This is a genomic window from Hydrogenophaga sp. PBL-H3, from assembly GCF_010104355.1.
Taxonomy (GTDB): domain Bacteria; phylum Pseudomonadota; class Gammaproteobacteria; order Burkholderiales; family Burkholderiaceae_C; genus Hydrogenophaga.
In genome coordinates, this window is the sequence record NZ_CP044972.1 from 2,801,214 (window position 1) to 2,825,377 (window position 24,164).

General features: G+C 67.1%; 25 protein-coding genes. 13 read left to right on the forward strand and 12 right to left on the reverse strand.

Going from position 1 to position 24,164, the window contains the following annotated elements; genetic code table 11:
- The first annotated feature begins 34 nt into the window (after positions 1 to 34).
- From F9Z44_RS12875 to glxR, 4 genes are all read left to right on the forward strand, one after another.
- Complete coding sequence (locus tag F9Z44_RS12875) at positions 35 to 985, forward strand: Bug family tripartite tricarboxylate transporter substrate binding protein (RefSeq protein WP_159606735.1); 951 nt, start codon at positions 35 to 37, stop codon at positions 983 to 985.
- A 131-nt stretch (positions 986 to 1,116) separates the two neighbouring features.
- On the forward strand, positions 1,117 to 2,463 hold the full coding sequence (gene gudD / locus F9Z44_RS12880) for a glucarate dehydratase (RefSeq protein WP_159606737.1): 1,347 nt from the start codon (positions 1,117 to 1,119) through the stop codon (positions 2,461 to 2,463).
- A gap of 25 nt (positions 2,464 to 2,488) precedes the next feature.
- Entirely contained in the window at positions 2,489 to 3,277 is a 789-nt protein-coding gene (locus F9Z44_RS12885) for an HpcH/HpaI aldolase family protein (RefSeq protein WP_159606739.1), read from the forward strand.
- Between the two features lie 25 nt (positions 3,278 to 3,302).
- Complete coding sequence (gene glxR, locus F9Z44_RS12890; RefSeq protein ID WP_159606741.1) at positions 3,303 to 4,187, forward strand: 2-hydroxy-3-oxopropionate reductase; 885 nt, start codon at positions 3,303 to 3,305, stop codon at positions 4,185 to 4,187.
- A 9-nt stretch (positions 4,188 to 4,196) separates the two neighbouring features.
- Here glxR and F9Z44_RS12895 read toward each other — a convergent pair whose 3' ends face one another.
- From F9Z44_RS12895 to F9Z44_RS12910, 4 genes are all read right to left on the reverse strand, one after another.
- On the reverse strand, positions 4,197 to 4,751 hold the full coding sequence (locus F9Z44_RS12895) for a glycine zipper 2TM domain-containing protein (protein WP_159606743.1): 555 nt from the start codon (positions 4,749 to 4,751) through the stop codon (positions 4,197 to 4,199).
- Positions 4,752 to 4,763: 12 nt separating this feature from the next.
- Complete coding sequence (locus F9Z44_RS12900; protein WP_236574358.1) at positions 4,764 to 5,546, reverse strand: Crp/Fnr family transcriptional regulator; 783 nt, start codon at positions 5,544 to 5,546, stop codon at positions 4,764 to 4,766.
- Positions 5,547 to 5,821: 275 nt separating this feature from the next.
- Positions 5,822 to 6,196: a group I truncated hemoglobin gene (locus F9Z44_RS12905; RefSeq protein WP_159606747.1), complete on the reverse strand. Its 375-nt coding sequence runs from the start codon at positions 6,194 to 6,196 to the stop codon at positions 5,822 to 5,824.
- Positions 6,197 to 6,246: 50 nt separating this feature from the next.
- A complete protein-coding gene (locus F9Z44_RS12910; RefSeq protein WP_159606749.1) occupies positions 6,247 to 6,453 on the reverse strand; it encodes a hypothetical protein in 207 nt (68 codons plus the stop codon).
- Between the two features lie 131 nt (positions 6,454 to 6,584).
- Here F9Z44_RS12910 and F9Z44_RS12915 point away from each other — a divergent pair, with 131 nt between their 5' ends.
- Both F9Z44_RS12915 and F9Z44_RS12920 read left to right on the forward strand, forming a co-directional pair.
- Positions 6,585 to 9,758 (forward strand): ATP-binding protein, encoded by a 3,174-nt coding sequence (locus tag F9Z44_RS12915; RefSeq protein ID WP_159606751.1) that lies wholly within the window; start codon positions 6,585 to 6,587, stop codon positions 9,756 to 9,758.
- An 82-nt stretch (positions 9,759 to 9,840) separates the two neighbouring features.
- Positions 9,841 to 10,326, forward strand: a complete 486-nt coding sequence (locus F9Z44_RS12920; protein WP_159608707.1) for an acyl-CoA thioesterase — start codon at positions 9,841 to 9,843, stop codon at positions 10,324 to 10,326.
- A gap of 30 nt (positions 10,327 to 10,356) precedes the next feature.
- Here the strand turns inward: F9Z44_RS12920 and F9Z44_RS12925 are convergent, their stop codons facing one another.
- The 3 genes from F9Z44_RS12925 to F9Z44_RS12935 form a co-directional block, all read right to left on the reverse strand.
- Positions 10,357 to 12,540 (reverse strand): copper-transporting P-type ATPase, encoded by a 2,184-nt coding sequence (locus F9Z44_RS12925; RefSeq protein ID WP_159606753.1) that lies wholly within the window; start codon positions 12,538 to 12,540, stop codon positions 10,357 to 10,359.
- A 67-nt stretch (positions 12,541 to 12,607) separates the two neighbouring features.
- Complete coding sequence (locus F9Z44_RS12930) at positions 12,608 to 13,003, reverse strand: hypothetical protein (RefSeq protein WP_201449959.1); 396 nt, start codon at positions 13,001 to 13,003, stop codon at positions 12,608 to 12,610.
- A gap of 114 nt (positions 13,004 to 13,117) precedes the next feature.
- Positions 13,118 to 13,714, reverse strand: coding sequence for a methyltransferase domain-containing protein (locus F9Z44_RS12935; protein ID WP_159606757.1), 597 nt, complete (start codon positions 13,712 to 13,714; stop codon positions 13,118 to 13,120).
- 103 nt (positions 13,715 to 13,817) lie between these two features.
- Between F9Z44_RS12935 and F9Z44_RS12940 the strand changes: the two genes are divergently transcribed.
- From F9Z44_RS12940 to F9Z44_RS12950, 3 genes are read left to right on the forward strand one after another with little or no spacing between them, the layout of a single operon-like run.
- A complete protein-coding gene (locus F9Z44_RS12940) occupies positions 13,818 to 14,279 on the forward strand; it encodes a rhodanese-like domain-containing protein (protein WP_159606759.1) in 462 nt (153 codons plus the stop codon).
- Between the two features lie 29 nt (positions 14,280 to 14,308).
- Positions 14,309 to 15,298 (forward strand): MBL fold metallo-hydrolase, encoded by a 990-nt coding sequence (locus F9Z44_RS12945; RefSeq protein WP_236574120.1) that lies wholly within the window; start codon positions 14,309 to 14,311, stop codon positions 15,296 to 15,298.
- Between the two features lie 35 nt (positions 15,299 to 15,333).
- Positions 15,334 to 16,512 (forward strand): molybdate transporter family protein, encoded by a 1,179-nt coding sequence (locus F9Z44_RS12950; protein ID WP_159606761.1) that lies wholly within the window; start codon positions 15,334 to 15,336, stop codon positions 16,510 to 16,512.
- Positions 16,513 to 16,537: 25 nt separating this feature from the next.
- Here F9Z44_RS12950 and F9Z44_RS12955 read toward each other — a convergent pair whose 3' ends face one another.
- The 4 genes from F9Z44_RS12955 to F9Z44_RS12970 all read right to left on the reverse strand — a co-directional run bounded on the left by F9Z44_RS12955 (position 16,538) and on the right by F9Z44_RS12970 (position 19,072).
- Positions 16,538 to 17,317: a hypothetical protein gene (locus F9Z44_RS12955; protein ID WP_159606763.1), complete on the reverse strand. Its 780-nt coding sequence runs from the start codon at positions 17,315 to 17,317 to the stop codon at positions 16,538 to 16,540.
- Positions 17,318 to 17,435: 118 nt separating this feature from the next.
- Positions 17,436 to 18,125 carry a glutathione S-transferase family protein gene (locus tag F9Z44_RS12960; protein ID WP_159606765.1) on the reverse strand — a complete coding sequence of 230 codons (690 nt, stop codon included), beginning with the start codon at positions 18,123 to 18,125 and terminating at the stop codon, positions 17,436 to 17,438.
- Positions 18,122 to 18,766 (reverse strand): cation transporter, encoded by a 645-nt coding sequence (locus F9Z44_RS12965; protein ID WP_159606767.1) that lies wholly within the window; start codon positions 18,764 to 18,766, stop codon positions 18,122 to 18,124. The genes F9Z44_RS12960 and F9Z44_RS12965 overlap by 4 nt, the downstream gene beginning before the upstream one ends.
- 93 nt (positions 18,767 to 18,859) lie before the next feature.
- Positions 18,860 to 19,072, reverse strand: coding sequence for a hypothetical protein (locus tag F9Z44_RS12970; RefSeq protein WP_159606769.1), 213 nt, complete (start codon positions 19,070 to 19,072; stop codon positions 18,860 to 18,862).
- 99 nt (positions 19,073 to 19,171) lie between these two features.
- Between F9Z44_RS12970 and F9Z44_RS12975 the strand changes: the two genes are divergently transcribed.
- Positions 19,172 to 20,224: a DMT family transporter gene (locus F9Z44_RS12975; protein WP_159606771.1), complete on the forward strand. Its 1,053-nt coding sequence runs from the start codon at positions 19,172 to 19,174 to the stop codon at positions 20,222 to 20,224.
- Positions 20,225 to 20,355: 131 nt separating this feature from the next.
- On the opposite strand, the gene F9Z44_RS12980 is transcribed toward F9Z44_RS12975, so the two are convergent.
- Positions 20,356 to 20,508, reverse strand: coding sequence for a hypothetical protein (locus F9Z44_RS12980; RefSeq protein WP_156406418.1), 153 nt, complete (start codon positions 20,506 to 20,508; stop codon positions 20,356 to 20,358).
- Positions 20,509 to 20,680: 172 nt separating this feature from the next.
- Between F9Z44_RS12980 and F9Z44_RS12985 the strand changes: the two genes are divergently transcribed.
- From F9Z44_RS12985 to F9Z44_RS12995, 3 genes are all read left to right on the forward strand, one after another.
- Positions 20,681 to 21,847 (forward strand): tetratricopeptide repeat protein, encoded by a 1,167-nt coding sequence (locus tag F9Z44_RS12985; protein WP_159606773.1) that lies wholly within the window; start codon positions 20,681 to 20,683, stop codon positions 21,845 to 21,847.
- Positions 21,847 to 23,007, forward strand: a complete 1,161-nt coding sequence (locus F9Z44_RS12990; RefSeq protein ID WP_159606775.1) for a HupE/UreJ family protein — start codon at positions 21,847 to 21,849, stop codon at positions 23,005 to 23,007. Before F9Z44_RS12985 ends, F9Z44_RS12990 begins: the two co-directional genes overlap by 1 nt.
- A 120-nt stretch (positions 23,008 to 23,127) precedes the next feature.
- On the forward strand, positions 23,128 to 24,144 hold the full coding sequence (locus F9Z44_RS12995; protein ID WP_159606777.1) for a sulfate ABC transporter substrate-binding protein: 1,017 nt from the start codon (positions 23,128 to 23,130) through the stop codon (positions 24,142 to 24,144).
- The last annotated feature ends 20 nt before the right edge of the window (positions 24,145 to 24,164 follow it).

Below are 24,164 nucleotides of genomic sequence, written 5' to 3' on the forward strand. Positions count from 1 at the left end.
ACGCCACCCGATCCCACCCAGAAGGAGACATGCAATGAAGAAACTGTTGTGCGCACTCGGCGCATCCATGGCCGTGACCGCCGCCATGGCCTGGCCCGACAAGAACGTCACCATCGTCGTGCCCTTCCCGCCCGGCGGCTCGACCGACCTCATCGCGCGCACGCTGCAAGGCAAGCTGCAGGAAAGACTCGGCGGCACCTTCATCGTGGAAAACAAGGCCGGTGCCACCGGCACCATCGGCGCCGCGCAAGTCGTGCGCTCCGCGCCCGACGGCCACACCTTGTTCGTCTCCTCGCTCGGCCCGTTCGTGATCGCGCCCCACCTCACCAAGGTGACCTACGACGCCACCAAGGACTTCGACCTCATCACCGTGGCCGTGCAGGCGCCCAACGTGCTCGTGGTACCCGCCGTCTCGCCGCTCAAGACCATGGCCGACGTGCTGGCCTACCAGAAGGCCAACCCCGGCAAGATGACCTTTGCCTCCTCGGGCAACGGCAGCAGCGACCACCTCACCGCCGAGCTCTACTGGCAACAGACCGGCACCACCGGCGTGCACGTGCCTTACAAGGGCGGCGGCCCGGTGATGACCGACCTGCTCGGCAACCAGGTGGAGTCCTCGTTCATGAACATCAACACCGCCATGCCGCAGATCACGGCCGGCAAGCTGCGCGCGCTCTCGATCACCAGCGCCAAGCGCTCACCCTTGCTGCCCAACGTGCCCACGCTCGACGAGCTGGGCATCAAGGACGCCAACGTGAACTCCTGGCAGGCCGTGGCCGCGCCCAAGGGCATTCCCGCCGACGTGAAGGCCAAACTGCACACCGCGATCGTGGAGATCCTCAACGACCCGACCGTGAAGCCCAAGCTGCTCGACCTCGGCTTCGAGATCGTGGCCAACACGCCCGAGCAGTTCACCGCCTTCCAGGCCAGCGAGTTCGCACGCTGGAAAAAACTCATCGAAGCCCGCAACATCAAAGCCGACTGACAGGCCCACCCCCGCCGCGCTGCGCGCGACCCCCTTCCAGGGGGCGATGCCTGGGACCGGCAGAGCCGGATCCGCGGCATCCCTGGGTTGGGTCACATCGCGCTGGCAACGCTTCTTTTTGTGAGTCTTTCATGATGAATCCCGGCATCGAGTCTTCCACCCCCCGCGTCACCGCACTGCGCGTCATCCCCGTCGCCGGGCGTGACGGCATGCTGCTCAACCTGAGCGGTGCACACGCCCCGTTCTTCACGCGCAACCTGCTCATCCTCACCGACAGCGCCGGCCACACCGGTGTGGGCGAGGTGCCGGGCGGCGAGAAGATCCGCCAGACGCTGGAAGACGCGGCCGCCCTGGTGGTCGGTCAGTCCATCGGCGACCACCAGCGCCTGCTGCGCGAACTGCACACCCGCTTTGCCGACCGCGACGTGGGCGGGCGCGGGCTGCAGACCTTTGACCTGCGCACCACCATCCACGCGGTGACAGCAGTGGAGTCGGCGTTGCTGGATTTGCTGGGCCAGCACCTCGGTGTGCCGGTGGCCGCCCTGCTCGGCGAAGGCCAGCAGCGCGACGCTGTGGAGATGCTGGGCTATCTGTTCTTCGTGGGCGACAAGTCAAAGACCAACCTGCCCTACGCGAGCGAACCGGGTGCGGACAACGCCTGGAGCCGCCTGCGGCACGAAGAAGCCATGACGCCCGAAGCCGTGGTGCGCCTGGCCGAAGCAGCGCGCGAGCGCTACGGCTTCAACGATTTCAAGCTCAAGGGCGGCGTGTTGCGCGGTGACGAGGAAGTGGACGCCGTGACCGCACTGCACGAGCGCTTCCCCGACGCGCGTGTGACGCTCGACCCCAACGGCGGCTGGCTGCTCAAGGACGCGATCCGGCTGGGTCAGCGCATGCGCGGCGTGGTGGCGTATGCCGAAGACCCGTGCGGTGCCGAAGACGGCTTTTCGGGCCGCGAGGTGATGGCCGAGTTCCGCCGCGCCACCGGCCTGCCCACGGCCACCAACATGGTGGCCACCGACTGGCGCCAGCTCACGCACGCGCTCTCGCTGCAATCGGTCGACATTCCGCTGGCCGACCCGCATTTCTGGACCATGGCCGGCAGCGTGCGCGTGGCGCAGATTTGCCGCGACTGGGGCCTGACCTGGGGCTCGCATTCCAACAACCATTTCGACGTGTCGCTGGCCATGTTCACCCACGTGGCTGCGGCCGCACCGGGCAAGGTCACCGCGATCGACACGCACTGGATCTGGCAGGACGGCCAGCGCCTGACGAAAGATCCGCTGAAAATCGTGGGCGGGCATGTGCAGGTGCCCAAGGCCCCAGGCTTGGGCGTGCAACTCGACATGGCCGAGGTGGAAAAAGCGCACCAGCTCTACCTGCAGCACGGCCTGGGCGCGCGCGACGACGCCATGGCCATGCAAAGCCTGATCCCCAACTGGACCTTCAACCCCAAGCGCCCCGCGCTCGACCGATGACACCCACACAGCCCAAGGAACCTGCATGAGACCCAACCGCCTGCGTGAAATCTGGGCCACCGGTGGCGCCGTCGTCAACGGCTGGCTGGCCATTCCCAACAGCTTCTCGGCCGAGACCATGGCCCACCAGGGCTGGGACTCGCTGACCATCGACCTGCAACACGGCGTGGTGGACTACCAGGCCATGATCCCCATGCTGCAGGCCATCAGCACCACCACCACCGTGCCTGTGGTGCGCGTGCCGTGGCTGGAGCCGGGCATCCTCATGAAGACGCTGGACGCCGGCGCGTACGGCGTGATCTGCCCGATGGTGAACACGCGCGAAGACGCGCAAAAACTCGTGGCCTGGACGCACTACGCGCCGCGCGGCACGCGCAGTTTCGGCCCGGTGCGCGCCCTGCTCTACGGCGGTGCCGACTACCCCCAGCACGCCAACGACACCATCGTCACCTTCGCCATGATCGAAACCGCGCAGGCGCTGGACAACCTGGACGACATTCTCTCGGTGCCGGGGCTGGACGCGATCTACATCGGCCCGTCCGACCTGTCGCTGGCCCTCGGCTGCAAACCCACGTTCGACGACCTCGACCCCAAGGCGACTGAAGCGGTGGAGCACATCCTGGCGCGCGCCAAGTCGCACGGCGTGGTCGCCGGCATCCACAACGGCTCGCCCGAGGCGGCGCTCCGGCGCATCGCCATGGGCTTCCAGTTCGTCACCGTGAGCTCGGACGCGCGCCTCATGGCCGCCGGTGCGCAACAGGTGATGGCCACCATGCGCGCCGCCCAGGCACCCAAAACCGAAGGCGGCTACTGAGCCCGCCCCACCACAAGGACAACAGATGAAGATTGGATTTATCGGCTTGGGCATCATGGGCACGCCCATGGCCCTGCACCTGGCCAACGCAGGTCACCAGCTGTTCGTGCACACGCGCAGCCAGGTGCCTGAAGCCATTCAGGCGGCGGGCGCCGTGCGCTGTGACAACGCCGCCGCCGTGGCCCGCGAGGCAGAAGTCGTGTTCACGATGGTGCCAGACACGCCCGACGTGGAGGCCGTGCTGTTCGGCGAGAACGGCGTGGCATCTGGACTGGGCAAGGGCAAGGTGGTGGTCGACATGAGCTCGATCAGCCCCATGGCCACCAAGGCCTTCGCGAAGAAGATCAACGCGCTGGGCGCCGACTACATCGACGCGCCGGTGTCCGGCGGTGAAGTGGGCGCCAAGGCCGGTTCGCTCACCATCATGTGTGGTGGTGACGAGGCCGTGTTCGAGCGCGTGCGCCCCTTGCTGGAGCTGATGGGCAAGAACATCACGCTGGTCGGCGGCAACGGCGACGGTCAGACCACCAAGGTGGCCAACCAGATCATCGTGGCGCTCAACATCGCGGCCGTGAGCGAGGCCCTGGTGTTCGCCAGCAAGGCCGGCGCCGACCCGGCCAAGGTGCGCCAGGCGCTCATGGGAGGATTTGCCGCGAGCCGGATTCTGGAAGTGCACGGCGAACGCATGATCAAGCGCACGTTCAACCCCGGGTTTCGCATCAAGCTGCACCAGAAAGACCTGAACCTGGCGCTGCAGGGCGCGAAGGAAATCGGGGTGTCACTGCCGCAAACCGCGAACGCCGCGCAGCTCATGCAAGCCTGCGCCGCGCACGGCATGGGCGACCTGGATCACTCGGCGCTGGTGAAGGCGCTGGAGCTGATGGCCGGTCACACCGTGGCGCCAGACTGACGCGGGTGATCAGGACCGTGCTTCGGGCTCGGGCGGCGTGGTCACCACTTCGCCGTTCTTCACCGGCAGCGTGGCCCCCGGCTTGAACGACGTCTGCACCGTGCCCTCCTTGCCGTCGAGGCGGTAGGTCACGTTGTAGCCCAGGTGCTTCTGCGATTTTTCCTGCACGGTCCTGCAGCGCTGTTCGGTGGATGTGACCACGTCTTTCTGCTGCATGTTCTTCTGCACCTGGTTGCCGGCATAGCCTCCGGCCACCGCACCCGCCACCGTGGCCACGGTCTTGCCGGTGCCATTGCCCACCGCGCTGCCCAGCAGGCCACCAGCCAGGCCCCCCACCACCGTACCGGCGATGCGGTTCTGGTCTTTCACTGGTGCAGCCCGCTGCACCGCCACGTTCTCGCAGCGCTCGCGCGGGGTCACCACGGTCTCGGTGACCTCCTTGACGGCGACCACGTCGGCGAACTTCGGCTGCGTCAGCGCCTTGTAGCCCGTGACACCGCTCGCGCCCAGCACCACCATGGCCAGGCCACCCACGGCAATCCCCTTCATCATCGACTTGTCCATTCTTCTTTCCTTTCAAAGTTGGGGCAATCTAACCGGATTCGATCCGGCGCCTGTGACAAAAGGTGTTTCCCCTGTCTCGGCCGATCGGCATCCGGTGTGGCTGATCGTCCAGGGATCGTCGGTCTCCAGCGGCGCGGGGGGCAACAGCCGGTCGCATTCCAGCTTGACCACCGCATAACACTCGCAGGCCCGCTCTTCCAGGCCCTCGCGGTCGAGCACCTCGATGCGCCCGCGCGCATAACGGATCAGGCCGTCGCGCTGCAGCGCCAGCGCCACCAGCGTGACACTCTCGCGCCGCACGCCGAGCTTGCTGGCCAGCAGCTCCTGCGTCATCTGCAGGCAGTTGCCCTGCACTCGGTCCAGGTTCAACAGGATCAGGCGACAGACCTGCTGGTCCACCGTGTGGTGGCGGTTGCACAGTGCGGTCTGCGCCACCTGCGTGAGCAAGGCCTGCGTGTAGCGCAGCAGCAGCTGCATCACCGCACCACCCGCGTTGAGCTCGTCGATGACGACCTGGCGGTTGAGCCGGTAGCCCTGGCCAGCGCTTTGCACGACCGCGCGGCCGTTGGTCGAGATGCCGCCCATCAGCAGCGGCACGCCCACCACGCCGTCATTGCCCACCGTGGCGAATTCGGCGCAGGCGCCATTGGCCGCGATGTTGAGCAGCGAGACGATGGCCGACGTTGGAAAGTACACATGGTTCAGCTCGCTGCCCGATTCGTACAGCACCTGGCCCAGGGGCATGTCGACCAGCTCCATCTGGCGAGACCAGCGCAGCCAGTCGTCGGCAGGCATGGCCGCCAGCAGGTGATTGATCTGTGCACCGCCCCTGGCTGGCGCAGTCGCCGCGCAGCCGCAGCGGTGCGACGACAGTGCCCGACGGTTCGGTGAAGCCAACAGGGGTGATTCCAGGGTGACGTACATGGCGGTGCCTCTTGTGAAAACGGATGTCTCCAGTTTTCCGCCGGGCGCCGTGCAAGTCTGTCGGTGAAACGGGTGGATGCGCGTAGGACTGGGACTACAGCTCGCCCCGGGGTGCCTCACTGTTTCGCCGCCCTGGCCAGGACGGCTCAGACCCGGATCACTTCACCTTTGAGCGACCACAGAATGGCGAGGACTTCGTTGCGCGTGGGCGTGTCGATGCCGCAGGTCTCCAGCGCGCTCATCGCGTCGTCGATGACGGTGATGAATTCCTGTTCGCTCACGTTCATGCCCCGGTGCGTCGCCAGCATGTCCTGACCGCTGTAGGTCTCGGGGCCGCCCGCCCCGGCACAGAAAAACTCGACCACGCGCTGCTCCACGCGATCCATGTTCTCGACGTTCTGGTAGCGGATGTTCACGAGCGGGTTGTTCAGGTGGTTCTTGATGAGCTCTCGCGTGATGCGCGTGATGCCGTCATGGCTGCCCAGGCGCTCGTAGAGAGTGGTGGCGGAAGTGCTTTGCATGGTGTTCTCCTGAAAAGTGGGGTTGGGCCTTCAACAATCGAGTGCGCTTCTCAGTCCCGCCGGTGCGGCAACCACGAGGCGTATTCGATCAGGCCGGGGTCCATGGCATCGACCGACAGGCTGCGACGCAGCCGCTCCAGCGTGCCTGACAGGGACTGCTCCAGGGATTGCAGCAGCTCGCGTGTCAGGGGGGTCGGGATGCTCAGCACGGCGTGTCCGTGCGCGGGCAGCGAAACATCGATCTGGCGGAATTTCATGGTGCTCTCCTGGGTTGATGGCAACGCGAAATGGCTTTGCCCAAGGCCACTGTCGCCGCCGGCCGTTCCTGAAACGTTCCCAGGACGAAGGGGCCTTGTCGCGGCCAGCACAACGCCTCACACTGGACCGCATGGACACCACTTCCCCACCACCTCAGGCCGATGCAGCGGGTCTGTTGAGCGTCACGCTGCTGGGCCGGTTCGCCGTGGCGGTGAACGGACTCGAATGGAACGCCGAGCGCTGGCCCAGCCTTCGTGCCACCCACCTCGTGCAATTGCTCAGCCTGCAGCCCGGGCGCCGCACCACGCGGGACAAAGTCGTCGACGCGCTCTGGCCCCAGCTGGAACCCGACGCGGGCGCGGCCAATCTGCGCAAGGCGGTTTTCAACGCGCGCCAGGCACTGGGCCGGCACGACGCCATCGTCCTGCACGCGGGAGAGCTCGTGCTCTGGCCTCACGGTTCGGTCGAGGTGGACGCAGACACCTTCGAGCGCAGGTCGGCCGCGGCACTGCAACAAGGCGACGCCCAGGGCTGCGCGCAAGCGGCCGGGCTGTACCCGGGCGACCTGTTGCCCGGTTCGCAGTACGAGGGCTGGACCGAGCCCGCCAGAGAACGTCTGCGCGCCCGGTTTCTGGATCTGCTGCGCGCCAGTGCCCAATGGAGGCGGTTGGCAACGCTGGAGCCCACCGACGAGGAGGCGCACCGCGCGCTGATGCGGCAAGCGCTGGAAGCCGGCAACCGGTCGGAGGCCCTGCATTGGTACGCCCATGTTCGCGAGGCACTTCAGCACCAGTTGGGAGTTGCACCCGGCGCACCCACACAGGCGCTCTACGAAAGCTGCGTTGCCGGCCTGCAGGCCTCCCGGCCGATCTTCCTGGGACGCGCCCGGGAACTGGCGAACGCCGCCTCGTGGTTGCAACTGCCTGCCCGACAACGTCCGGGGGCCATCGTCTTGCGCGGGCCCGCCGGCATCGGCAAAAGTGCGCTGGGCCGCGAGATCCAGGCGCAGGCCCAAGACCGCGGTTGGGCCGTCATGCGCATGGACGCCACCGAGACCGGTCGGGCCTACAACCTGGTCGCCACCATCGCCGACCGCCTGATCATCGATGACAGGAGCGTGCTCGAACGGATCGGACTGCCGGCCCGCGCGGTACTCGCGCAGATCACGCCTCTGGCGGCACCCGCCACGCCCTTGCTGGGGCCCCTGGGGCGGCACCAGGTGGTGGGCGCCGTGCGGCGCCTGTTGCTGGCGGCCTTCGGAGGTGGTGATTTGCTGGTTCAGGTGGACGACGCACACCTGGCGGGGGACGCTGACGCAGAGGTGCTGGTGCAGCTGGCGATGGCTGGCGCCCCCCTGTGCCTCTTGATGACCGTCCGGCCGCTGGCGCCGGACACCTTCCTGGCCCAGGGACTGGCGCGTTTGCAGCGCGCGGGGGTACAGCAGCTGGTGGATGTGCCGCCCATGAGCGAGGACGAGGTCCACCGGCTGATCAACTGGGCCGCGGAGCCGCCCGCCGACACCGATCTGCTGGCGCGCATCGCGCAGGCAGCGCAGGGCAACCCGTTTGCGGCCATCGAACTCGCGCGCTGCGCGGCATCGGTCGACCTGGATCACCTGCCCGCCAGCGCCGCGGAGGCGATCATCGAGCGGCTGTGCAACGCCCCACCCTCCACCGTGACGCTGCTCAAGTGGCTGGCCTTGAGCGGGGATGCGCACGATGTGGGCGCGGTGGAGACCATCGCGGCGCAAGCCCAGGTGCTTGCCTTCCCGGCCCTCGACAGCGCTCTGGCGCAAGGCATCCTGGTGGTCTCGGATGCCCGGTATCGATTCCGCCACGAGCTGGTGCGCCAGGCGCTCACGGGGCAGATTGCGCCTCATCGGCGCGTCCAGATGCACCGCCAGATTGCTCGTGCCCTGGCCGAGTCCGACGGCGCACACGCCCGCATTGCCGCGCACTGGCATGCCGGTGGCCTGGCACGCGAAGCCGTGCCCTGGTGGCTGGCGGCGGCGCGCGAGGCCCTGCGTCTGGCGGCATTCGGTGAGGCGCTGCGCCACCTCGATGCCTTGCTGGCAGTCGACACGAAACACGGCGAGGCACTGCGCTTGCGCGCCGAGGCGCTGGACGCACAGGGCGATCCGGCGGCCCTGTTTGCCTACCGGCTGGCTGCCGCGGCAGCCGGCGAGGCCGAGAGCCACGACCTGCGCGCCAAGGCCGCCCTGGCGCAGGTGAAGATGGGCGATCCCAAGGGTGCCATCCAGGCCCTGGAAGGCGTTCATCCGACCTCGGTTGAAGGCCGCCTGTGCGAGGCCCTCGCCTGGAGTGGCGCCGCCGCCCTGGGTGTGGCCGACCCGGCGATCGGCACCGCCAAATCGGCCATCGCCCGCCAACTGGCCTTGCAAACCGGAGACACCAGCTCGCTGGTGATCGCCTCATGGGCGCAGGCTGCGGCGGCGCACGCGCGCGGCGACTTGCACCGCAGCGTGTGGGCCGACCTGCAGGAAACCAGCCATGTGCCCCACCTGGCCGTGCGCGTGTTCGACGGACATCTCTGCATCACCCAACGTTTCCTCTATGGGGCCCGGCCCTACCCGCAGGTGATTGAATTCGCAGACGCCCTGGCCAACGAGGCGCGGCGGCTCGGCGCCGCTCGCGGCCTGGCGTTTGGCACAACGCTTCGGGGCGAGGCGGAGTGGCTGGCCGGAGATCTGACGGCCGCACGACTGCACCTTCGCGAGGGTGCGCGCCTGCACCGTGCCATCAGTGGGCCGGTGGGCGAGGCCTTGTCGATTCAGCGCCTGGCCGAAGTGGCGCTGCATGAAGGTCGGCGCGATGAGGCTCACGAACTCATCGAGGAAGCCCTGGACCTGGCGCGCCAGACCGACATCGGCTTTCATTTGCTCGACCGCATCTACGGCACGCGGATCAGCCTGCACGGCCATGACCCCGACGCTGCGCTGCATGTCATGGAAGACGCCAGCGCGTCGGTGCGCGGCCCGCTGGAGACCTGCCCCGGCTGCCGCATCACCTTTGCGGTTCCGGCGGCGATCGCCGCCGCGCGCGCCGGCAGGCTCGATCTGGCCCACCAGCATGCAGAGCAGTCGGCCTACCTGGCCAATGTGGTGATGCGCCTGCCTGCGTGGTACGCCGCGCACGATGAAGTCCGTGGGCACATCGGCGCGGCGGAGCAACGGCCACGCCACGAGACGGTCGCCCGCTTTGCCGCTGCCGCAGCCCGATTTCGCGAAGCGGGGCAACCGCTGGATGCAGCCCGGTGCGAACAGCTGGCCGCGAAGGCCGCATGAGCGAGCACGGGGTCAACCGACCAACCGCCGAGGCACAATGCGCGCCTGCAGCGCCTTGCTGCGCCTGAGCGAGACCCCGACCATGGACCTGCCGACCCACCAACTCACCATGACGGTGCTCATGACACCCGACATGGCCAATTTCTCGGGCAATGTGCACGGCGGCACCATCCTCAAGCTGCTCGACCAGGTGGCCTACGCCTGCGCCAGCCGTTACGCGCGCAGCTATGTGGTCACGCTCTCGGTGGACCAGGTCATGTTTCGCCAACCCATTCACGTGGGCGAGCTCGTCACCTTCATGGCGTCGGTGAACATCACCGGCACCTCGTCCATGGAGATCGGCATCAAGGTGGTCACCGAGAACATCCGCAACCAGGTGGTGCGCCACGCCAACAGCTGCTTCTTCACCATGGTGGCGGTGGGCGACGACGGCAAGCCGGTGCCGGTGCCGCCGCTGCAGCCCGACACGCCCGACGAGCGCCGCCGCCACGCCGCCGCCCGCGTGCGCAAGCAGCTGCGCCAGGAATTCGCCAGCCGCTTCGACGAACTGCGCACCACGTCGGGCTGACCCAGCCCGGCGCGCAGCCGGCGCTGGATCTCAGGTTTCCCTGATGGAAGCTGCCCGCAGGCGCAGGGCGTTTCCGATCACCGAGGCCGAGCTCAGGCTCATGGCCAGGGCCGCGATCATGGGCGAGAGCAGCCAGCCGGTGAACGGATACAGCAAGCCAGCGGCCAGCGGGATGCCCAGTGCGTTGTAGACAAAGGCGAACGCGAGGTTCTGCTTCATGTTGGCCACCGTGGCCACCGAGAGTGCACGGGCCGTGGCAATGCCGCGCAAATCGCCTTTGACCAGCGTGAGCTGGGCGCTGTTCATTGCCACGTCGGTGCCGGTGCCCATGGCAATGCCCACGTCGGCGCGGGCCAGGGCCGGTGCGTCGTTGATGCCATCGCCCGCCATGGCCACCACGCGGCCCTCGGCCTGGAGCTGCTCCACCAGCTGGAGTTTGTCGGCCGGCTTCACTTCGCCATGCACCTCCTCAATGCCCAGCCGCTGGCCGACCGAGCGCGCAGTGGTGAGGCCATCGCCCGTGGCCATGACCACGCGAATGTTCGCCCGACGCAGCGACGCCAGCGCATCGACCGTGGTCGCCTTGATCGGATCGGACACGGCCAGCAAACCGGCCAGCGCCGTGTCGACCGCGAGAAACATGACGCTCGCACCCTGTGCGCGAAGCGCTTCAGCCTCGGCGGCCAGCGGCGAGGTGTCCACACCGATCTGCTGCATCAGGACCGTGTTGCCCAAGGCCAGGCCCTCACCATCGACCCAGCCCCGCACCCCGATGCCGGATGCCGAATCAAACCGATCGGGCTTGTCCAGTGCCAGCCCTTGTTGCCTGGCCGCGGCCACGATCGCGGCGGCCAGCGGGTGTTCGCTGCCCTGGTCCAGGCTGGCGGCCAGGCGCAAGACCTCGTCCTCCGGGTAGCTGCCGTGGCCGATGGCGCGCTCGAAAGTCGGTCGGCCCTCGGTCAGGGTGCCGGTCTTGTCGACGATCAGCGTGTCGACCTTGCGCAGGTTCTCGATGGCGGCGGCGTCTCGAAACAGCACACCCTGGGTGGCGCCGCGCCCGGTGGCCACCATGATCGACATGGGCGTGGCCAGCCCCAGTGCACAAGGGCAGGCGATGATCAGCACCGCCACCGCATTGATGAGGCCATGAACCCAGCTCGGCTCGGGCCCCAGGTAGCCCCAGCCAAGGAACGTGAGCAGCGCCGCCGCCACGACCCCCACCACGAAGTAGCCGGCCACCTGGTCGGCCATGCGCTGCATGGGCGCACGCGAGCGCTGCGCCAGAGCCACCATCTGCACGATCTGCGAGAGCACGGTGGCCGAGCCCACGCGCTCGGAGCGCATCACCAGCGCGCCACTGGTGTTGAGCGTGGCGCCAATCAGTTTGTCCCCCACGCGCTTGGTCACCGGCAGCGGCTCGCCGGTGAGCATCGATTCGTCCACCGCGCTGCGGCCCTCGACCACCGCGCCGTCGGTGGGGATCTTTTCGCCCGGGCGCACGCGCAACAGATCGCCCACATGCACATGGGCCAGCGGCACGTCTGCCTCATGCCCATCGGCCGAGATGCGCCGCGCGGTCTTGGGCGCCAGCCCCAGCAGCGAACGGATGGCCGCCGAGGTCTGCGCGCGCGCCCCGAGCTCCAGCATCTGTCCCAGCAGGGTGAGCGAGATGATCACCGCCGCCGCCTCGAAGTACACCGACACCCGTCCCATCGAGACGAACGACGCGGGAAACACCTGCGGGCTCACCGTGGCCACCACGCTGTAGACGAACGCCGAGCCGGTGCCCAGGCCGATCAGCGTCCACATGTTGGGGCTGCGGTTGAGCACCGATTGCGCGCCCCGCACGAAAAACGGCCAGCCGGCCCACAGCACGATGGGCGCGGTGAGCACGAGTTCGATCCAGCTCTGGGTCGCCATCTCGAACCACCCCAGCCGGTGCCCAGCCATGGCAAGCACGGCCACCACCACGGTGAGGGGCAGGGTCCACCAGAAGCGGCGCTGGAAATCCAGCAGCTCGGGGTTGCGGGCTTCGTCCAGCGCGGGCATGACCGGCTCCAGCGACATGCCGCACTTGGGGCAGTTGCCCGGATGGTCCTGGCGGATCTCCGGGTGCATCGGACAGGTATAGACCGCCCCGTGTTCCAACGGGACCGGCACCGTGTCGTGGCTGTGGGCATGCCCCGCGTGATCGTGGTGGGTTCGTGCGTCCATGAGCAATCTCCTGCGTTGATGACAGGAGCATGAGCTTCATCCTTGCCGTCGTGGCAAGGTCAAGCCTTCAGCGGACAGGCGGCGTGGTCGTGGCGCCCGGCATGCGCTGCATCATCATGTCCATCATGGTCTGCATCATGTCCATGCGCTGCTCCTGCATCTGCTGGCGCTGGGCCGGGTCCATGGGCATGCCACGGCCTTGCATCCCCCGCATCGCGTCCATGCCACCTTCCATGGCCTTCATGTGTTCGGCCATCAGCGCCTGGCGCTCCTCGGGTGTCTTGGCGTTCCTCATCTTGTCTTGCATCGCCTGCATTGACTGCATGCGCTCCTGCACGGCCGTGGGTGCTGCGTCCGGGTGGTGTGGTGGCGAACCGTAAGGACCACGGTGACCGCCCGGGCCCGCGCAGGCGGCCAGCAGGGCGAGGGTGGACAGTGCGGTCAAGGTCTTCAGTGCGTTCACGGTGTTCTCCTGCATGGGACATTCCCACCACCGTGAGCATGAGCGTTTCAGCGAAACAGGCGTTGCGGCAGATCAAGGAAAGGCCACAAAACGCGGTTGACTCCCTCGCACGCGTCAGGGCTTGCGGGCGAAGATCGTCGCGAAGGATTTCACCGTATCGCCCGGCGCCGCGAAGTCCCGCAGGTCCCACGAGATCACCTGCCAGCCGGCAAACCGGGTCTGCAGAAAATCCTTCGGAAACAGGCAATGCGCCTCGGGGTCGAACATGTCCATGTAGGTCGTGCCCTCGATCAACACGTTCACCACCATCGTGCCGCCCGGCACGAGGTGGGCCTGCAGATCGGCCAGGGTGCGCTGTGCCGTGGCGCAGTCCAGGAACATCAGCAAGCCGATCGAGACGATGGTGTCGAACTCGCCCTGCACGCTGTAGTGGCCCAGGTCGGCCACTTGCGCCTGCACCGGCAGACCCCCGGCGCTGGCCGCCTGGCGCAGGTGCGAGATCGCGACCTCGCTGGCATCGAGCGCGAGCACCGTACAGCCCGCGCGTGCGGCGGCCAGGGCCAGGTTGCCCATGCCGCAACCAAAGTCCAGCAGACGCCCCCGCAGGTGCGGCAAGGCGGCCTGCTCGAACGGGTTGAGGGCCTGTTCGGTCTGTTGGATCTGCCGCTCGAACTGGCGGTCAAAAAATTCAACGCTGCGGTTGTTGCTCATGGGTGCCTCGCTGGCCGCTCGGCGGCGGACGGGTTCCGGATCGTTCAGAATCCGCTCACAATATCAGTAATTGCTAATTTACTTCCAAATGACGGAGACATCCATGCGACCGCGACACCTCGTTCTATCGGTGCTGAGCACCGTTGCCCTGCTCGGCTCAACCGCGGCCCTGGCCGACAAGGCAGCGGCCATTGACGAAATGGAGGCCTACCTGGAGTTCGTGGACTACGGCGGAGGCGTGATCTTTGCCGAGCAGATCCCCAAGGACGACTGGAAGAAGTTCGTGCTGATCGACGCGCGCGACGCCGGGCAGTTTGCCAAGGGCCACATCCCCGGCGCCATCAACATGGACTGGCGCCAGGTGCTGGCCAAGCGCGCATCCATTCCCAAAGACAAACCGGTGCTGATCTACTGCAACACCGGTTCGCTGTCGGCGCAGGCCGGGTTTGCACTGCGCGTGGCGGGCTGGGACAACCTGCGCATCCTGCAAGGCGGCATGGAAGAGTGGAAGGCCAAAGGCGGCTTTGATGCCGCAAGCCGCACCGCCGCTGGCGCGAAACACTGACCATCAAACCCCCACCTGAGGACCTCTCCATGTTCCCGTGCTTGTCCCTCCATGCCCACCCGGTCGTGCGCCACTGGCTGGCGTGCGCCCTGGCACTGGGCCTGGCCACCTTGAGCCTGTCTGCGACGGCGCAAACCGCGCCCGAGATGACGCCGCGCAAGGTCGGCCCCAACTCGTACTACGTGCAAGGTCAGGCCGCACTCGGCTCACCGGCCAACCAGAACTTCATCAGCAACGCCGGCTTCGTGATCGCGCCTGAAGGCGTGGTGGTGGTCGATGCGCTGGGTTCTCCCGCGCTGGCACGCCGTCTGGTGCAGAAGATCGCCGAGATCACGCCCAAGCCGATCACCCATGTGCTGGTGACGCATTACCACGCCGACCACATCTACGGCCTGCAGGTGTTCAAGGAACTGGGCGCGCAGATCGTGGCGCAGCAGAACGCGCGGGAATACCTCAATTCCGACACCGCCGAGCAGCGCCTCGTGGCCTCGCGCACGGAGCTGGCGCCCTGGGTGGACGACAACACCCGCCTGGTGCCGGCCGACCGCTGGCTCACGGACTCCACCACGCTGGAACTGGCGGGTGCGCGCTTCGTGGTGGAGCGCGTGGGCCCCTCGCACACGCCGGAAGACCTGGCCATCCACGTGCCCTCCGAGGGCGTGCTGTTCGCCGGTGACCTCATGTTCGCCGGGCGCCTGCCCTTCGTGGGCAAGGCCGACAGCGGCCAGTGGATCGCCTCGCTGGACCGCCTGCTGCGCTTCGATGTGAAGGTGGTCGTGCCCGGCCACGGCGCGGCCTCCACCGAGCCGCGCAAGGACATGGTGGTGATGCGCGACTACCTCACCTATTTGCGCACCACCATGGGCCGGGCGGCCAAAGACCTCGTGCCGTTCGAGGAGGCCTACAGCCGCACCGACTGGAGCACGTTCGAGCCCATGCCGATGTTCCGCTTTGCCAACCGAATGAACGCTTACAACACCTACCTGCTGATGGAGGAGGAAAGCCTGCGCGGGCGCTGAACCCTCCCCTGCGGCGATGCCGCAGAATCGCCCGCATGACACCCGCCACCGAGCCCAGCAAAGCCCTGCCCGCGCCACAGCCCCTGTCGGGTGCCACCTGGCGCGGCGACCTCGGCGGCGCGCTGGGTGATCTGGGCACCCTGCTGCCTTTTCTGGTCGGCTTCATCGTGGTCGCCGGTGTGCAGCCCACCGCCATCCTGCTGGCGTTTGGCCTGAGCCTGGTCATCGTGGGCTGGCATTTCGGCGTGCCCATGCCGGTGCAGCCGATGAAGGCGGTGGGCGCGGCGGCACTGGCCCACACCGCGGTCGGCACCAACGACATGCCGGCCGTGCTGGCCCTGGCCGCCCTGCTCACCGGTCTCTTTTGGTTGATCGCCGCCTGGAGCGGCCTGGCGCGCTGGCTGGCGCGGCACGTCTCGCGCGACGTGATTCACGGCATCGTGCTGGGCCTGGGCATCGCGCTCATCGTGGCGGGCCTGCGCCGCATCGAAGGCGACGCGGTGCTGGGCAGCGCATCGGTGGTGCTGGCGCTGATGTTGCTGGGCCGCGCGGGCTGGCTCACCATGCCCGTGGTGATGGCGATCGGCCTGGCAGTGGGAGGGTGGCGCCAGCCCGAACTGCTGCAAGCGGTGGCCGAGACGGCCTGGGCGCTGACGTTGCCCGCACCGCAGTGGCCGGCCCTCAGCCAGCCTGCGCTCTGGCTGGCCGCCATCGGCCTGGCGGCCGCCCAGATCCCGCTCACCTTCGGCAACGCCATTCTCGGCATCGTGGCCGAAACCCGCCGCCTGTTTCCGGCGGTGGCCGTGGACGAGAGCCGCATGGCGCGCGGCACCGGCTTCATGAACCTGCTGGCCGCAGGCCTGGGCGCGCCGCCCATGTGCTTTGGCGCGGGCGGCATGGCCGCGCAAGTGGCCTGCGGCGCACGCACAGGGCGCGCGCCCATGTTCCTGGGCGCCGCCCTGTTGCTCGCCGCCCTGTTCGCCAGCGCTCAGCTGACCCTGCTGCTGGGCATGCTGCCCGCCGGCACCATCGGCGCCATGCTGCTGGTGGCCGGCTTCTCGCTGACCATCGGCACGGCCGGCAGTTCGCGCGACAAGGAAGCGCGCGCCGTGCTGCTGACCACCGCCGCCGTGTCGGTGTGGAACGCGGGGGTGGGCGTGGTGGTGGGGGTGCTGCTGGAGGCGGGGTTGAGGGCGCGGGTACTGCGGATCTGAGGCGGCGCCTTCATGACTGAAGCGCCTACAACGCCATGCAGCCGGATGCGCCGCAATACGCCACACCCGGCACGCTGTAGGCGCCTCCACCGTGGTCATAGACGCCCGGGATGCCACCACTGGCCGAAGACGTGTTCGGCTGGGGCCGGCTTGCTCCTTGAATGGAGGCCAGACATGACGGTGGCAGGGATTGCATCAAGGACACGGTGGTTGCCTGCACCTGCAGCATGCGGTTTGTGTCCATGCTGATGGCGGCCACGATGGTGGCGCGAATCAGTTCGGGCGCGTTGGCGGCCAGGCGGTTCAGATCGTCGGCGCTGCAAGCACCAACCACCACAGGGTGGCTGTGTCGGTGCATGGCCTGCCAGCAGGCAGGCGCCACCGCTTGCTCGATACGGTCGTAGCTGGCCAGGAACCCTTGCACGTTCCCGGTTGCAGCCGCGTCGGCGAACTGCCGGGTCCCGGTCATCAGCGCCTGGATCTCCGTTTCTGAACAGCGCGACGCGATCGGCTGCAGCTGCTCCAGCACGGGTCGGCACGCGGCGGGACGACCTTTGAGGCCCGCCGTCGCGGACAGGTACGCATCCACATCGCCCCGGTCCGCAGCGTCGAGGCCGCGCCTGGCCTCGGCAAGGATCTCGCGCACCGTATCGTCACCGCAGACGGGCGGTTGACCCGCATCGGCGACCGGCGCCGGCACCGCAACGTCCTGGGTCGCCACCGGTGCCGTCTCGTTGGGCTTGTCGCAGGCCGCCAGCAGCGCAAGCGCCATGGCAACCAGCAAGCGCGTGTGATCGTGCGTCATGCGGACCTCCTTGATTCCTGTGCCAGAAGGACGTGGCTTCCCCCGTGACTGGCTCGCTCAGGCATTGTCCGTGTCGATGGACACGAGCCCATTGAGCAAGCTCATCGGGTCGACCAAATCACAGGACCGCCGGATCGAAGAAGCGGCGGGCCAGGCCGTTGCGCCCCGGATAGAACTTGAACCAGGGCCGCGCCTGGTCAACGGTGCGCGCCACCGGGGGATGGTTCATCAACCGGTCGAAGTAAGCCGCCAGGCGCGCGTGTTGGGGCGCGAAGGGCACGTAGGTCACGGCGTAAAACAAGGCCGGCGCGGCGGCGCAGTCGGCCAGGCTGAACGCATCGCCAGCGACCCAGGTTCGCCCATCCAGGTGCTGATCGATCAGCGCATACGCCGACAACAGACTCTCGTGCGCACGGGCCACGCCGAGTGCATCGCGCTCGCCCTCCGGGCGCAGAAGATCGGCGGTGCAGGCCTGCATCGGCGTCATCACGTGCAGGTCGAAGAGGCGGTCCCACAAGCGCACTTCAAGGGCCTGGTCCGGGTCGATCGGTATCAGCGTGCGGCCGGGGCCCGCGTGGTGGCGCTGCAGGTGCTCGATGATGATGCTGGTCTCGGGAATGGGCCGGCCCTGGTCCACCAGCAGCGGCATCTTGCCCAGGGGCCACAGCGCGATGTACGCCGAGCGCTCGGCCGCATCGCCCAGGTTCAGCAAACGCAACTCGGCATCGACGCCCAGCACGTCGAGGGCGATCAGCACCTTGTGGCAGTACGAGGACAGGGGGTGGTAGTGAAGCGTGAGCGTGCTCATGGGATGTCCCTCACAGCCGCACCCCCACCCAGCTCCCCCCTCGCCTGCCGCAGCACCGTCCAGCCACCCTGCAAGGCCAGCGTTGCCATCAGGCTGGCCACCGCCAGATCGGGCCAGGCCGAGCCGGTGCCGAACACCCCGAGCGCGGCCATGAACACGGCGGCGTTGCCGATGGCGTCGTTGCGCGAGCACAGCCACACGCTGCGCATGTTGGCGTCGCCTTCGCGAAACGCGTAGAGCATCCACGCCACCGCCACGTTGGCCAGCAGCGCCAGCAGCGCCACCGCCCCCATGGTCATGGCCTGCGGCACACCGCCGTGCCACACCGACCACACCGCAGCCCCCAGCACATACAGCCCAAAGCCCATCATGCTCACGGCTTTGAGCATGGCCGCGCGCGCGCGCCAGGCCAGCGCCGAGGCCAGCACCGCGAGCGATACGGCGTAGTTGAGCGCGTCGCCGGCAAAGTCCACCGCGTCGGCCAGGAGCGAGAGCGAACCGGCCTGGAATCCGGCGCCAACCTCGATGAGGAACATGGCGGCGTTGATGGTCAGGGCGATCCAGAGGATCTTGCGGTAGCGGGCCAGGTTGGCGATGGTCTTGACCTGGGGAGTGTCGTGGTCACAGCAATGAGCGGACATGGTTTTTCCTTTCCATGCCTGCATTGGAAACCATGGAGCCACTGCGGTGTCAACCTTGTTTCCACCGGGGGCGCGACACCGCTTCGAGGCCACTCACCGATCGAGCTTGATGAGCCCTTCGGCCACATAGCGTTTGAAATCGGCCAACGGCATCGCGGCGGAACCGTGCGTTTCTTCATCGATCCAGCTCAGCGTGGCGTCGTTGACCCCGATGGTCACCTTCACCGGCCCCGGCCGGATTTCAACATTCGGGCCGTCGCCCCCGCGGTATTCGACCTTGCCGACGATCTGTGCTTTTTGAGCCATGCATGCCTCCGAGCCAAAGACCCACAGCATCGCTGTGCATGGGCCGCAAGGTCGGTGCGCTGGCGTACGCTTGGCGTGCCGGCCCACCATTCAAAGTCCATGACGAACACCCCGCTTTCTCCAGCCCTCAGAGGCGGCCTGCTGGCTCTGGTGGCGGCCCTGCTGTTTGGTCTGAGCACGCCGCTGGTGCAGCGCTTCGGCACAGGCGTGGGCCCGTTCACCACCGCCGCCTTGCTGTACGCGGGCGCAGCGCTGGCGGCCCTGCTGCTGCGCCAGCCCACCCAGCGCGAAGCCCAGCTGCGCCGCACCGACCTGCCCCGCCTGCTGGCCATGGCGGCCAGCGGCGCGGTGATCGGTCCGGTGGCGCTGGCCTGGGGCCTGCAGCGCACGAGCGGGTCGAGTGCCTCGCTCATGCTCACGCTTGAAGCGGTTTTCACCGCGGTGCTGGCCTGGCGCTGGTATGGAGAAACCATGGACCGGCGCGTGATCGGCGCGGTGCTGCTGCTGCTCGCCGGTGGCGGGCTGCTGGTGGTCGAACAAGGACTTGCGGGTCAGGTGCAGCTGCTGGGTCTGCTGGCCGTGGCGCTGGCCACCGTGGCCTGGGGCGTGGACAACACCCTCTCGCGCGGCGTGGCCGACCGGGACCCCGGCCAGGTGGTGTGGGCCAAGGCGCTGCTGGGCAGCGGTGCCACGGTGGCACTGGCCTTCATGGCGCGCGAGGCACTGCCCGACTGGAGGAATGCACTGGGGCTGCTGGCCGTGGGTGCCAGCGGCTACGGTCTGAGCCTGCGCTTTTATTTGCTGGCCCAGCGCACCTTTGGCGCGGCACGCACCGGCTCGGTGTTTGCCTTTGCCCCCTTCATCGGTGCGGCCGGCGCCTTTGCGCTTGGTGATCGCTCGGCCAGCGCGCTCATGGCGCTGGGCGGCGCACTCATGGCGCTGGGCGTGCTGCTGCACCTGATCGAGCGCCACAGCCATGCCCACCAGCACGAAGCGCTGGAGCACGAACACGCCCACTCACACAACGACGGCCACCACCTGCACACGCACCAGCCCATGCCCGAAGGCGCACACAGCCACTGGCACACCCATGCGCCCATGCAACACGCGCATCCGCACGTGCCCGATGCGCACCACCTGCACCGGCACTGAGCCGGCCGTGCAGCGGAAGACAAAACGCTCTTGCAGATACCGCTGATGTGGCTGCGAGCGGCCAGCAGTCCGGCCCCCGCACTCAAAAAAAAGGCCCACTTCAGTGGGCCTTTCTCTTGCAACGAAGCGAATTACTTCTTCTTGCACTCGTCTTTGGCTTTGTTTTCGTCTTTCATGCAATCCACTTTCTTGTCGTCCATTTTGCCGCCGGCATGGCTGGCAGCAAATGCAGGAACAGAAGCCATCATGAATGCAGCGATCATTGCGGAGATGAGAGTTTTCATAGATTACCTTTGGGATTGAAATGTCTTTTGACACCGGCACACAATGAGAAATCGCCCACTGAAGCCAACGCCAAGGATATCGATTTCAATGACCATTCACCTGACAGACGTTGTTCCCATGAGCGCCCATCAGGTATTGATTGGATTCAGGTGGAAACCCTATTGCAAAGCCTTGCTGACCCTTGTAATCGGTGTTTCATTGAGTGCCTGGGCGCAACCCCGATTGACGCCATCCGCCGATGAGGTTGTTTTGCCGGCCTCGGTGCATGCCCAAAGCAATCAGGCCGGATCGCTGCGCGAAGTGGAACGCGAATGGCGCAAGAACCGCAACAACCTGCCCGCCGCATTGAATTACGCGCGCGCCGTGTTTCTGCTGGGCCTGACCGAGGGCGATTTGCGCTGGTACGGCTCGGCCAAGGCAGCGCTGCAGCCCTGGTGGACGGCCACCACGCTGCCGGCCGACGGCCACTTTCTGCGCGCGCTGGTCAAGCAGGGCTTCCACGATTTCAAGGGCGGCATTGACGACCTGAGTGCGGCGATCGCCATCGACCCGGCGCAAGCCGAGTACTGGTCGTGGCGCTTCTCGCTGCACCTGCTCACCTCCAACATGGCAGCAGCGCGCACCGACTGCGATGCGATCGGCCAGCGCTTTGGCCGCGACGAAGGCCAGGCTTGTGCTGCCACGCTCATGTACCGCACCGGCCGGGCCTTGCAGGCCATTCCCGTGCTCAACCGCCTGGTCGAACTGCCCGACTACCAGGGCCCGTTCACACAAGACTGGCTGCGCTACCACCAGGGCGAGGCCTACCGTGCCGCAGGGCAGTACGCACAGGCCATTGCCGTGTGGGAGAAACACGTGCAGGCGCGGCCCAACTCGCACCTGGTGAAGCTCACGCTTGCCGAGCTGTTGAACCAGCAAGGCCAGTTCGCCAAAGCCAAACGCTACGCGGACGCCACCTCGCCCACCGACGCGCTGCTGGTGCAGGCGCTGCTGGCCAGCCGCGGGCTGAAGGACGGCGACACGCAGCGCCTGGCCGACCAGTTCGAGAGCCGCATGAACAACCAGGCCCTGCGCGGGGAGAGCCTGATCGAGCGGCCGACCATGGTCTACCTCATCACCTACGGACGCGATAACGCGCAAGGCCTCAAGCTCGCCGCCGAGAACTGGAGCACGCAGAACGAACCGGCGGACGCCGTGCTGCTGGTGCAGGCCGCGCTCAAGGCCAACCAGCCCAGGCTGGCCGAGCCCGTGCTCGGCTGGATGGCCGCCACCGGCTACACCGACCCGGTGCTCAAAGCCCTGACCGAAGAACTCCAAACCCGTCTGGGCAAATCCTGATGAGCCACCTGTTCCGACGCTTTGCGGCGCGCCTTGTCCTGCCCGCTGTGTTCGCCCTGCTCGCCTGCGCGGCAGCGCCCGCGCTGGCCCACTCCAGCAGCAACAGCTACCTCACGCTCTCGCAGCGCGGCTCCGATCTGGTGCTGCGCACCGACATCAACCTGCGCGATGTGGACCTGATCTTCGACCTGGACGACGACCGCGATGGACGCGTGAGCTGGGGTGAGACCGCGACCCGCATCGACGAGCTCAAGGCGTGGATGCAACAAGGCATCAGCGTGCGCGGCACATCGGCCGCCTGCCAGTTGCAACCGCTGGACGTGATGGCCAGTCCGCACTCGGACGGTTTCTACCTCAGCGCCGAATGGCGCGTGGCCTGTGCCGATCCCGAAGACGTCGCAGCCCGGCGGCTCACACTGAAGTACGGCCTGATCTTCGACCAGGACAACCTGCACCGCGGCCTGCTCAAGGTCGATCTGCCCGGCGCCCAGAGCAGCGCCATCCTCAGCCCCGACCGACCCGAAGCCGCGTTGCAGGCCGGTGAAGTTTCGGGCTGGGCGGTCTTCACACGCTATGTGATCGAGGGCATCTGGCACATCTGGATCGGCATCGACCACATCCTCTTCCTGCTCAGCCTGCTGGTGCTCGCGCCGCTCGTTCAGTCGCGCAAGCGGGTCACCCAATGGGCGGCTGTCGAGAGCTTTCGCATTTCGTTCATGGACGTGCTGGCGGTCGTGACCGCCTTCACCGTGGCGCACTCGATCACGCTGGCCGCCTCCATCCTGGGCTGGATCAATCCGCCGGTGGCCATCATCGAATCCGTGATCGCGCTCTCGGTGATCCTGGCGGCACTCAACAACCTGCTGGGCTGGCTCTCGCTCAAACGCTGGCGCCTGGCGTTTGCCTTCGGCCTCATCCACGGCTTCGGCTTTGCCAACGTGCTCATCGACCTCGCACTGCCCGCGCAACAACTGGCGCTGGCACTGGGCGGCTTCAACGTGGGCGTCGAACTCGGCCAGCTGGCGATCGTGCTGGCCTTTGTTCCACTGGCCTGGTGGCTGCGCCACACCACCTTCTACCGCTGGGGCGTGGTGGTCCTGGGGTCGCTGGCCATCGCGGTGGTGGCCACGGTCTGGCTGGCGCAACGCATGGGGGTCTGAACAGCGGCCGTGGTGGACTCAGATGTTTAGGTAATAAACAACCAAAAATCCATTCGTTCCCCAACTGGCTCGGAGTCCGGATCATCCGTTCACTTCCAACCAGTTCAGACAAGGAACGACATGACCTCCCGCCGCCAGTTCGCCCAATTCCTCGCCACCGCAGCCCTGACCGCCAGCGCTGTCTCCGCCATCGCCCAGCCCGCGCCGGTGACCCTGCTCAATGTGTCCTACGACCCGACCCGCGAGCTGTACGTCGAGTACAACGCCGCCTTTGCCAAGCACTGGAAGGCCAGGACCGGCCAGGACGTGACCATCAAGCAGAGCCACGGTGGCTCGGGCAAACAGGCCCGCTCCATCATCGACGGCCTGGACGCCGACGTGGCCACCCTGGCCCTGGCCGGTGACACCGACGCGCTGCACAACAACGGCGGCTGGATCCCGAAAGACTGGCAAAAACGCCTGCCGCAGAGCAGCTCCCCTTACACCTCCACCATCGTGCTGGTGACCCGCGCCGGCAACCCCAAGAACATCAAGGACTGGGACGACCTGATCCGCCCCGACGTGAAGGTCATCACCCCCAACCCCAAGACCTCGGGCGGCGCCCGCTGGAACTACCTGGCCGCCTGGGAGTTCGCCAAACGCAAGTTCGGCAGCGACGCGAAGGCGCAGGAATTCATCGGCAAGCTCTACGCCAACGTGCCGGTACTCGACTCGGGCGCACGCGGCTCCTCCATCACCTTCGCGCAGCGCGCCCAGGGTGACGTGTTCATCTCCTGGGAAAACGAGGCCTACCTGCTGGAGAAAGAGTTCGGCAACAAGGTCGACTTCGTCTACCCCTCGCTCTCGATCCTGGCCGAGCCCGCCGTGACCGTGGTCGACAAGAACGTGGACAAGAAGGGCACCCGCGCCGTGGCGCAGGCCTACCTTGAGTACCTCTACACCGAAGAGGCGCAGGACATCATCGGCAAACACTTCTACCGCCCCACTTCGGCCAAGGCCCAGGCCAAGTACGCCAAGCAGTTGCCCAAGCTCAACCTCTTCAAGATCGAAGACGCGTTCGGTGGCTGGGAGCAGGCGGCCAAGGTGCACTTCTCCGACGGTGGCACCTTCGACCAGATCTACACCAAGAAGCAATAAGCCGATCGCGCTGTCACACA

Bases quoted from the DNA above. Each gene is read 5' to 3' on its own strand.
- F9Z44_RS12875 (WP_159606735.1), top strand. From the start codon at position 35: ATGAAGAAACTGTTGTGCGCACTCGGCGCATCCATGGCCGTGACCGCC.
- gudD (WP_159606737.1), top strand. From the start codon at position 1,117: ATGATGAATCCCGGCATCGAGTCTTCCACCCCCCGCGTCACCGCACTG.
- F9Z44_RS12885 (WP_159606739.1), top strand. From the start codon at position 2,489: ATGAGACCCAACCGCCTGCGTGAAATCTGGGCCACCGGTGGCGCCGTC.
- glxR (WP_159606741.1), top strand. From the start codon at position 3,303: ATGAAGATTGGATTTATCGGCTTGGGCATCATGGGCACGCCCATGGCC.
- F9Z44_RS12895 (WP_159606743.1), bottom strand. From the start codon at position 4,751: ATGGACAAGTCGATGATGAAGGGGATTGCCGTGGGTGGCCTGGCCATG.
- F9Z44_RS12900 (WP_236574358.1), bottom strand. From the start codon at position 5,546: ATGCCTGCCGACGACTGGCTGCGCTGGTCTCGCCAGATGGAGCTGGTC.
- F9Z44_RS12905 (WP_159606747.1), bottom strand. From the start codon at position 6,196: ATGCAAAGCACTTCCGCCACCACTCTCTACGAGCGCCTGGGCAGCCAT.
- F9Z44_RS12910 (WP_159606749.1), bottom strand. From the start codon at position 6,453: ATGAAATTCCGCCAGATCGATGTTTCGCTGCCCGCGCACGGACACGCC.
- F9Z44_RS12915 (WP_159606751.1), top strand. From the start codon at position 6,585: ATGGACACCACTTCCCCACCACCTCAGGCCGATGCAGCGGGTCTGTTG.
- F9Z44_RS12920 (WP_159608707.1), top strand. From the start codon at position 9,841: ATGGACCTGCCGACCCACCAACTCACCATGACGGTGCTCATGACACCC.
- F9Z44_RS12925 (WP_159606753.1), bottom strand. From the start codon at position 12,540: ATGGACGCACGAACCCACCACGATCACGCGGGGCATGCCCACAGCCAC.
- F9Z44_RS12935 (WP_159606757.1), bottom strand. From the start codon at position 13,714: ATGAGCAACAACCGCAGCGTTGAATTTTTTGACCGCCAGTTCGAGCGG.
- F9Z44_RS12940 (WP_159606759.1), top strand. From the start codon at position 13,818: ATGCGACCGCGACACCTCGTTCTATCGGTGCTGAGCACCGTTGCCCTG.
- F9Z44_RS12945 (WP_236574120.1), top strand. From the start codon at position 14,309: ATGTTCCCGTGCTTGTCCCTCCATGCCCACCCGGTCGTGCGCCACTGG.
- F9Z44_RS12950 (WP_159606761.1), top strand. From the start codon at position 15,334: ATGACACCCGCCACCGAGCCCAGCAAAGCCCTGCCCGCGCCACAGCCC.
- F9Z44_RS12955 (WP_159606763.1), bottom strand. From the start codon at position 17,317: ATGACGCACGATCACACGCGCTTGCTGGTTGCCATGGCGCTTGCGCTG.
- F9Z44_RS12960 (WP_159606765.1), bottom strand. From the start codon at position 18,125: ATGAGCACGCTCACGCTTCACTACCACCCCCTGTCCTCGTACTGCCAC.
- F9Z44_RS12965 (WP_159606767.1), bottom strand. From the start codon at position 18,766: ATGTCCGCTCATTGCTGTGACCACGACACTCCCCAGGTCAAGACCATC.
- F9Z44_RS12970 (WP_159606769.1), bottom strand. From the start codon at position 19,072: ATGGCTCAAAAAGCACAGATCGTCGGCAAGGTCGAATACCGCGGGGGC.
- F9Z44_RS12975 (WP_159606771.1), top strand. From the start codon at position 19,172: ATGACGAACACCCCGCTTTCTCCAGCCCTCAGAGGCGGCCTGCTGGCT.
- F9Z44_RS12980 (WP_156406418.1), bottom strand. From the start codon at position 20,508: ATGAAAACTCTCATCTCCGCAATGATCGCTGCATTCATGATGGCTTCT.
- F9Z44_RS12990 (WP_159606775.1), top strand. From the start codon at position 21,847: ATGAGCCACCTGTTCCGACGCTTTGCGGCGCGCCTTGTCCTGCCCGCT.
- F9Z44_RS12995 (WP_159606777.1), top strand. From the start codon at position 23,128: ATGACCTCCCGCCGCCAGTTCGCCCAATTCCTCGCCACCGCAGCCCTG.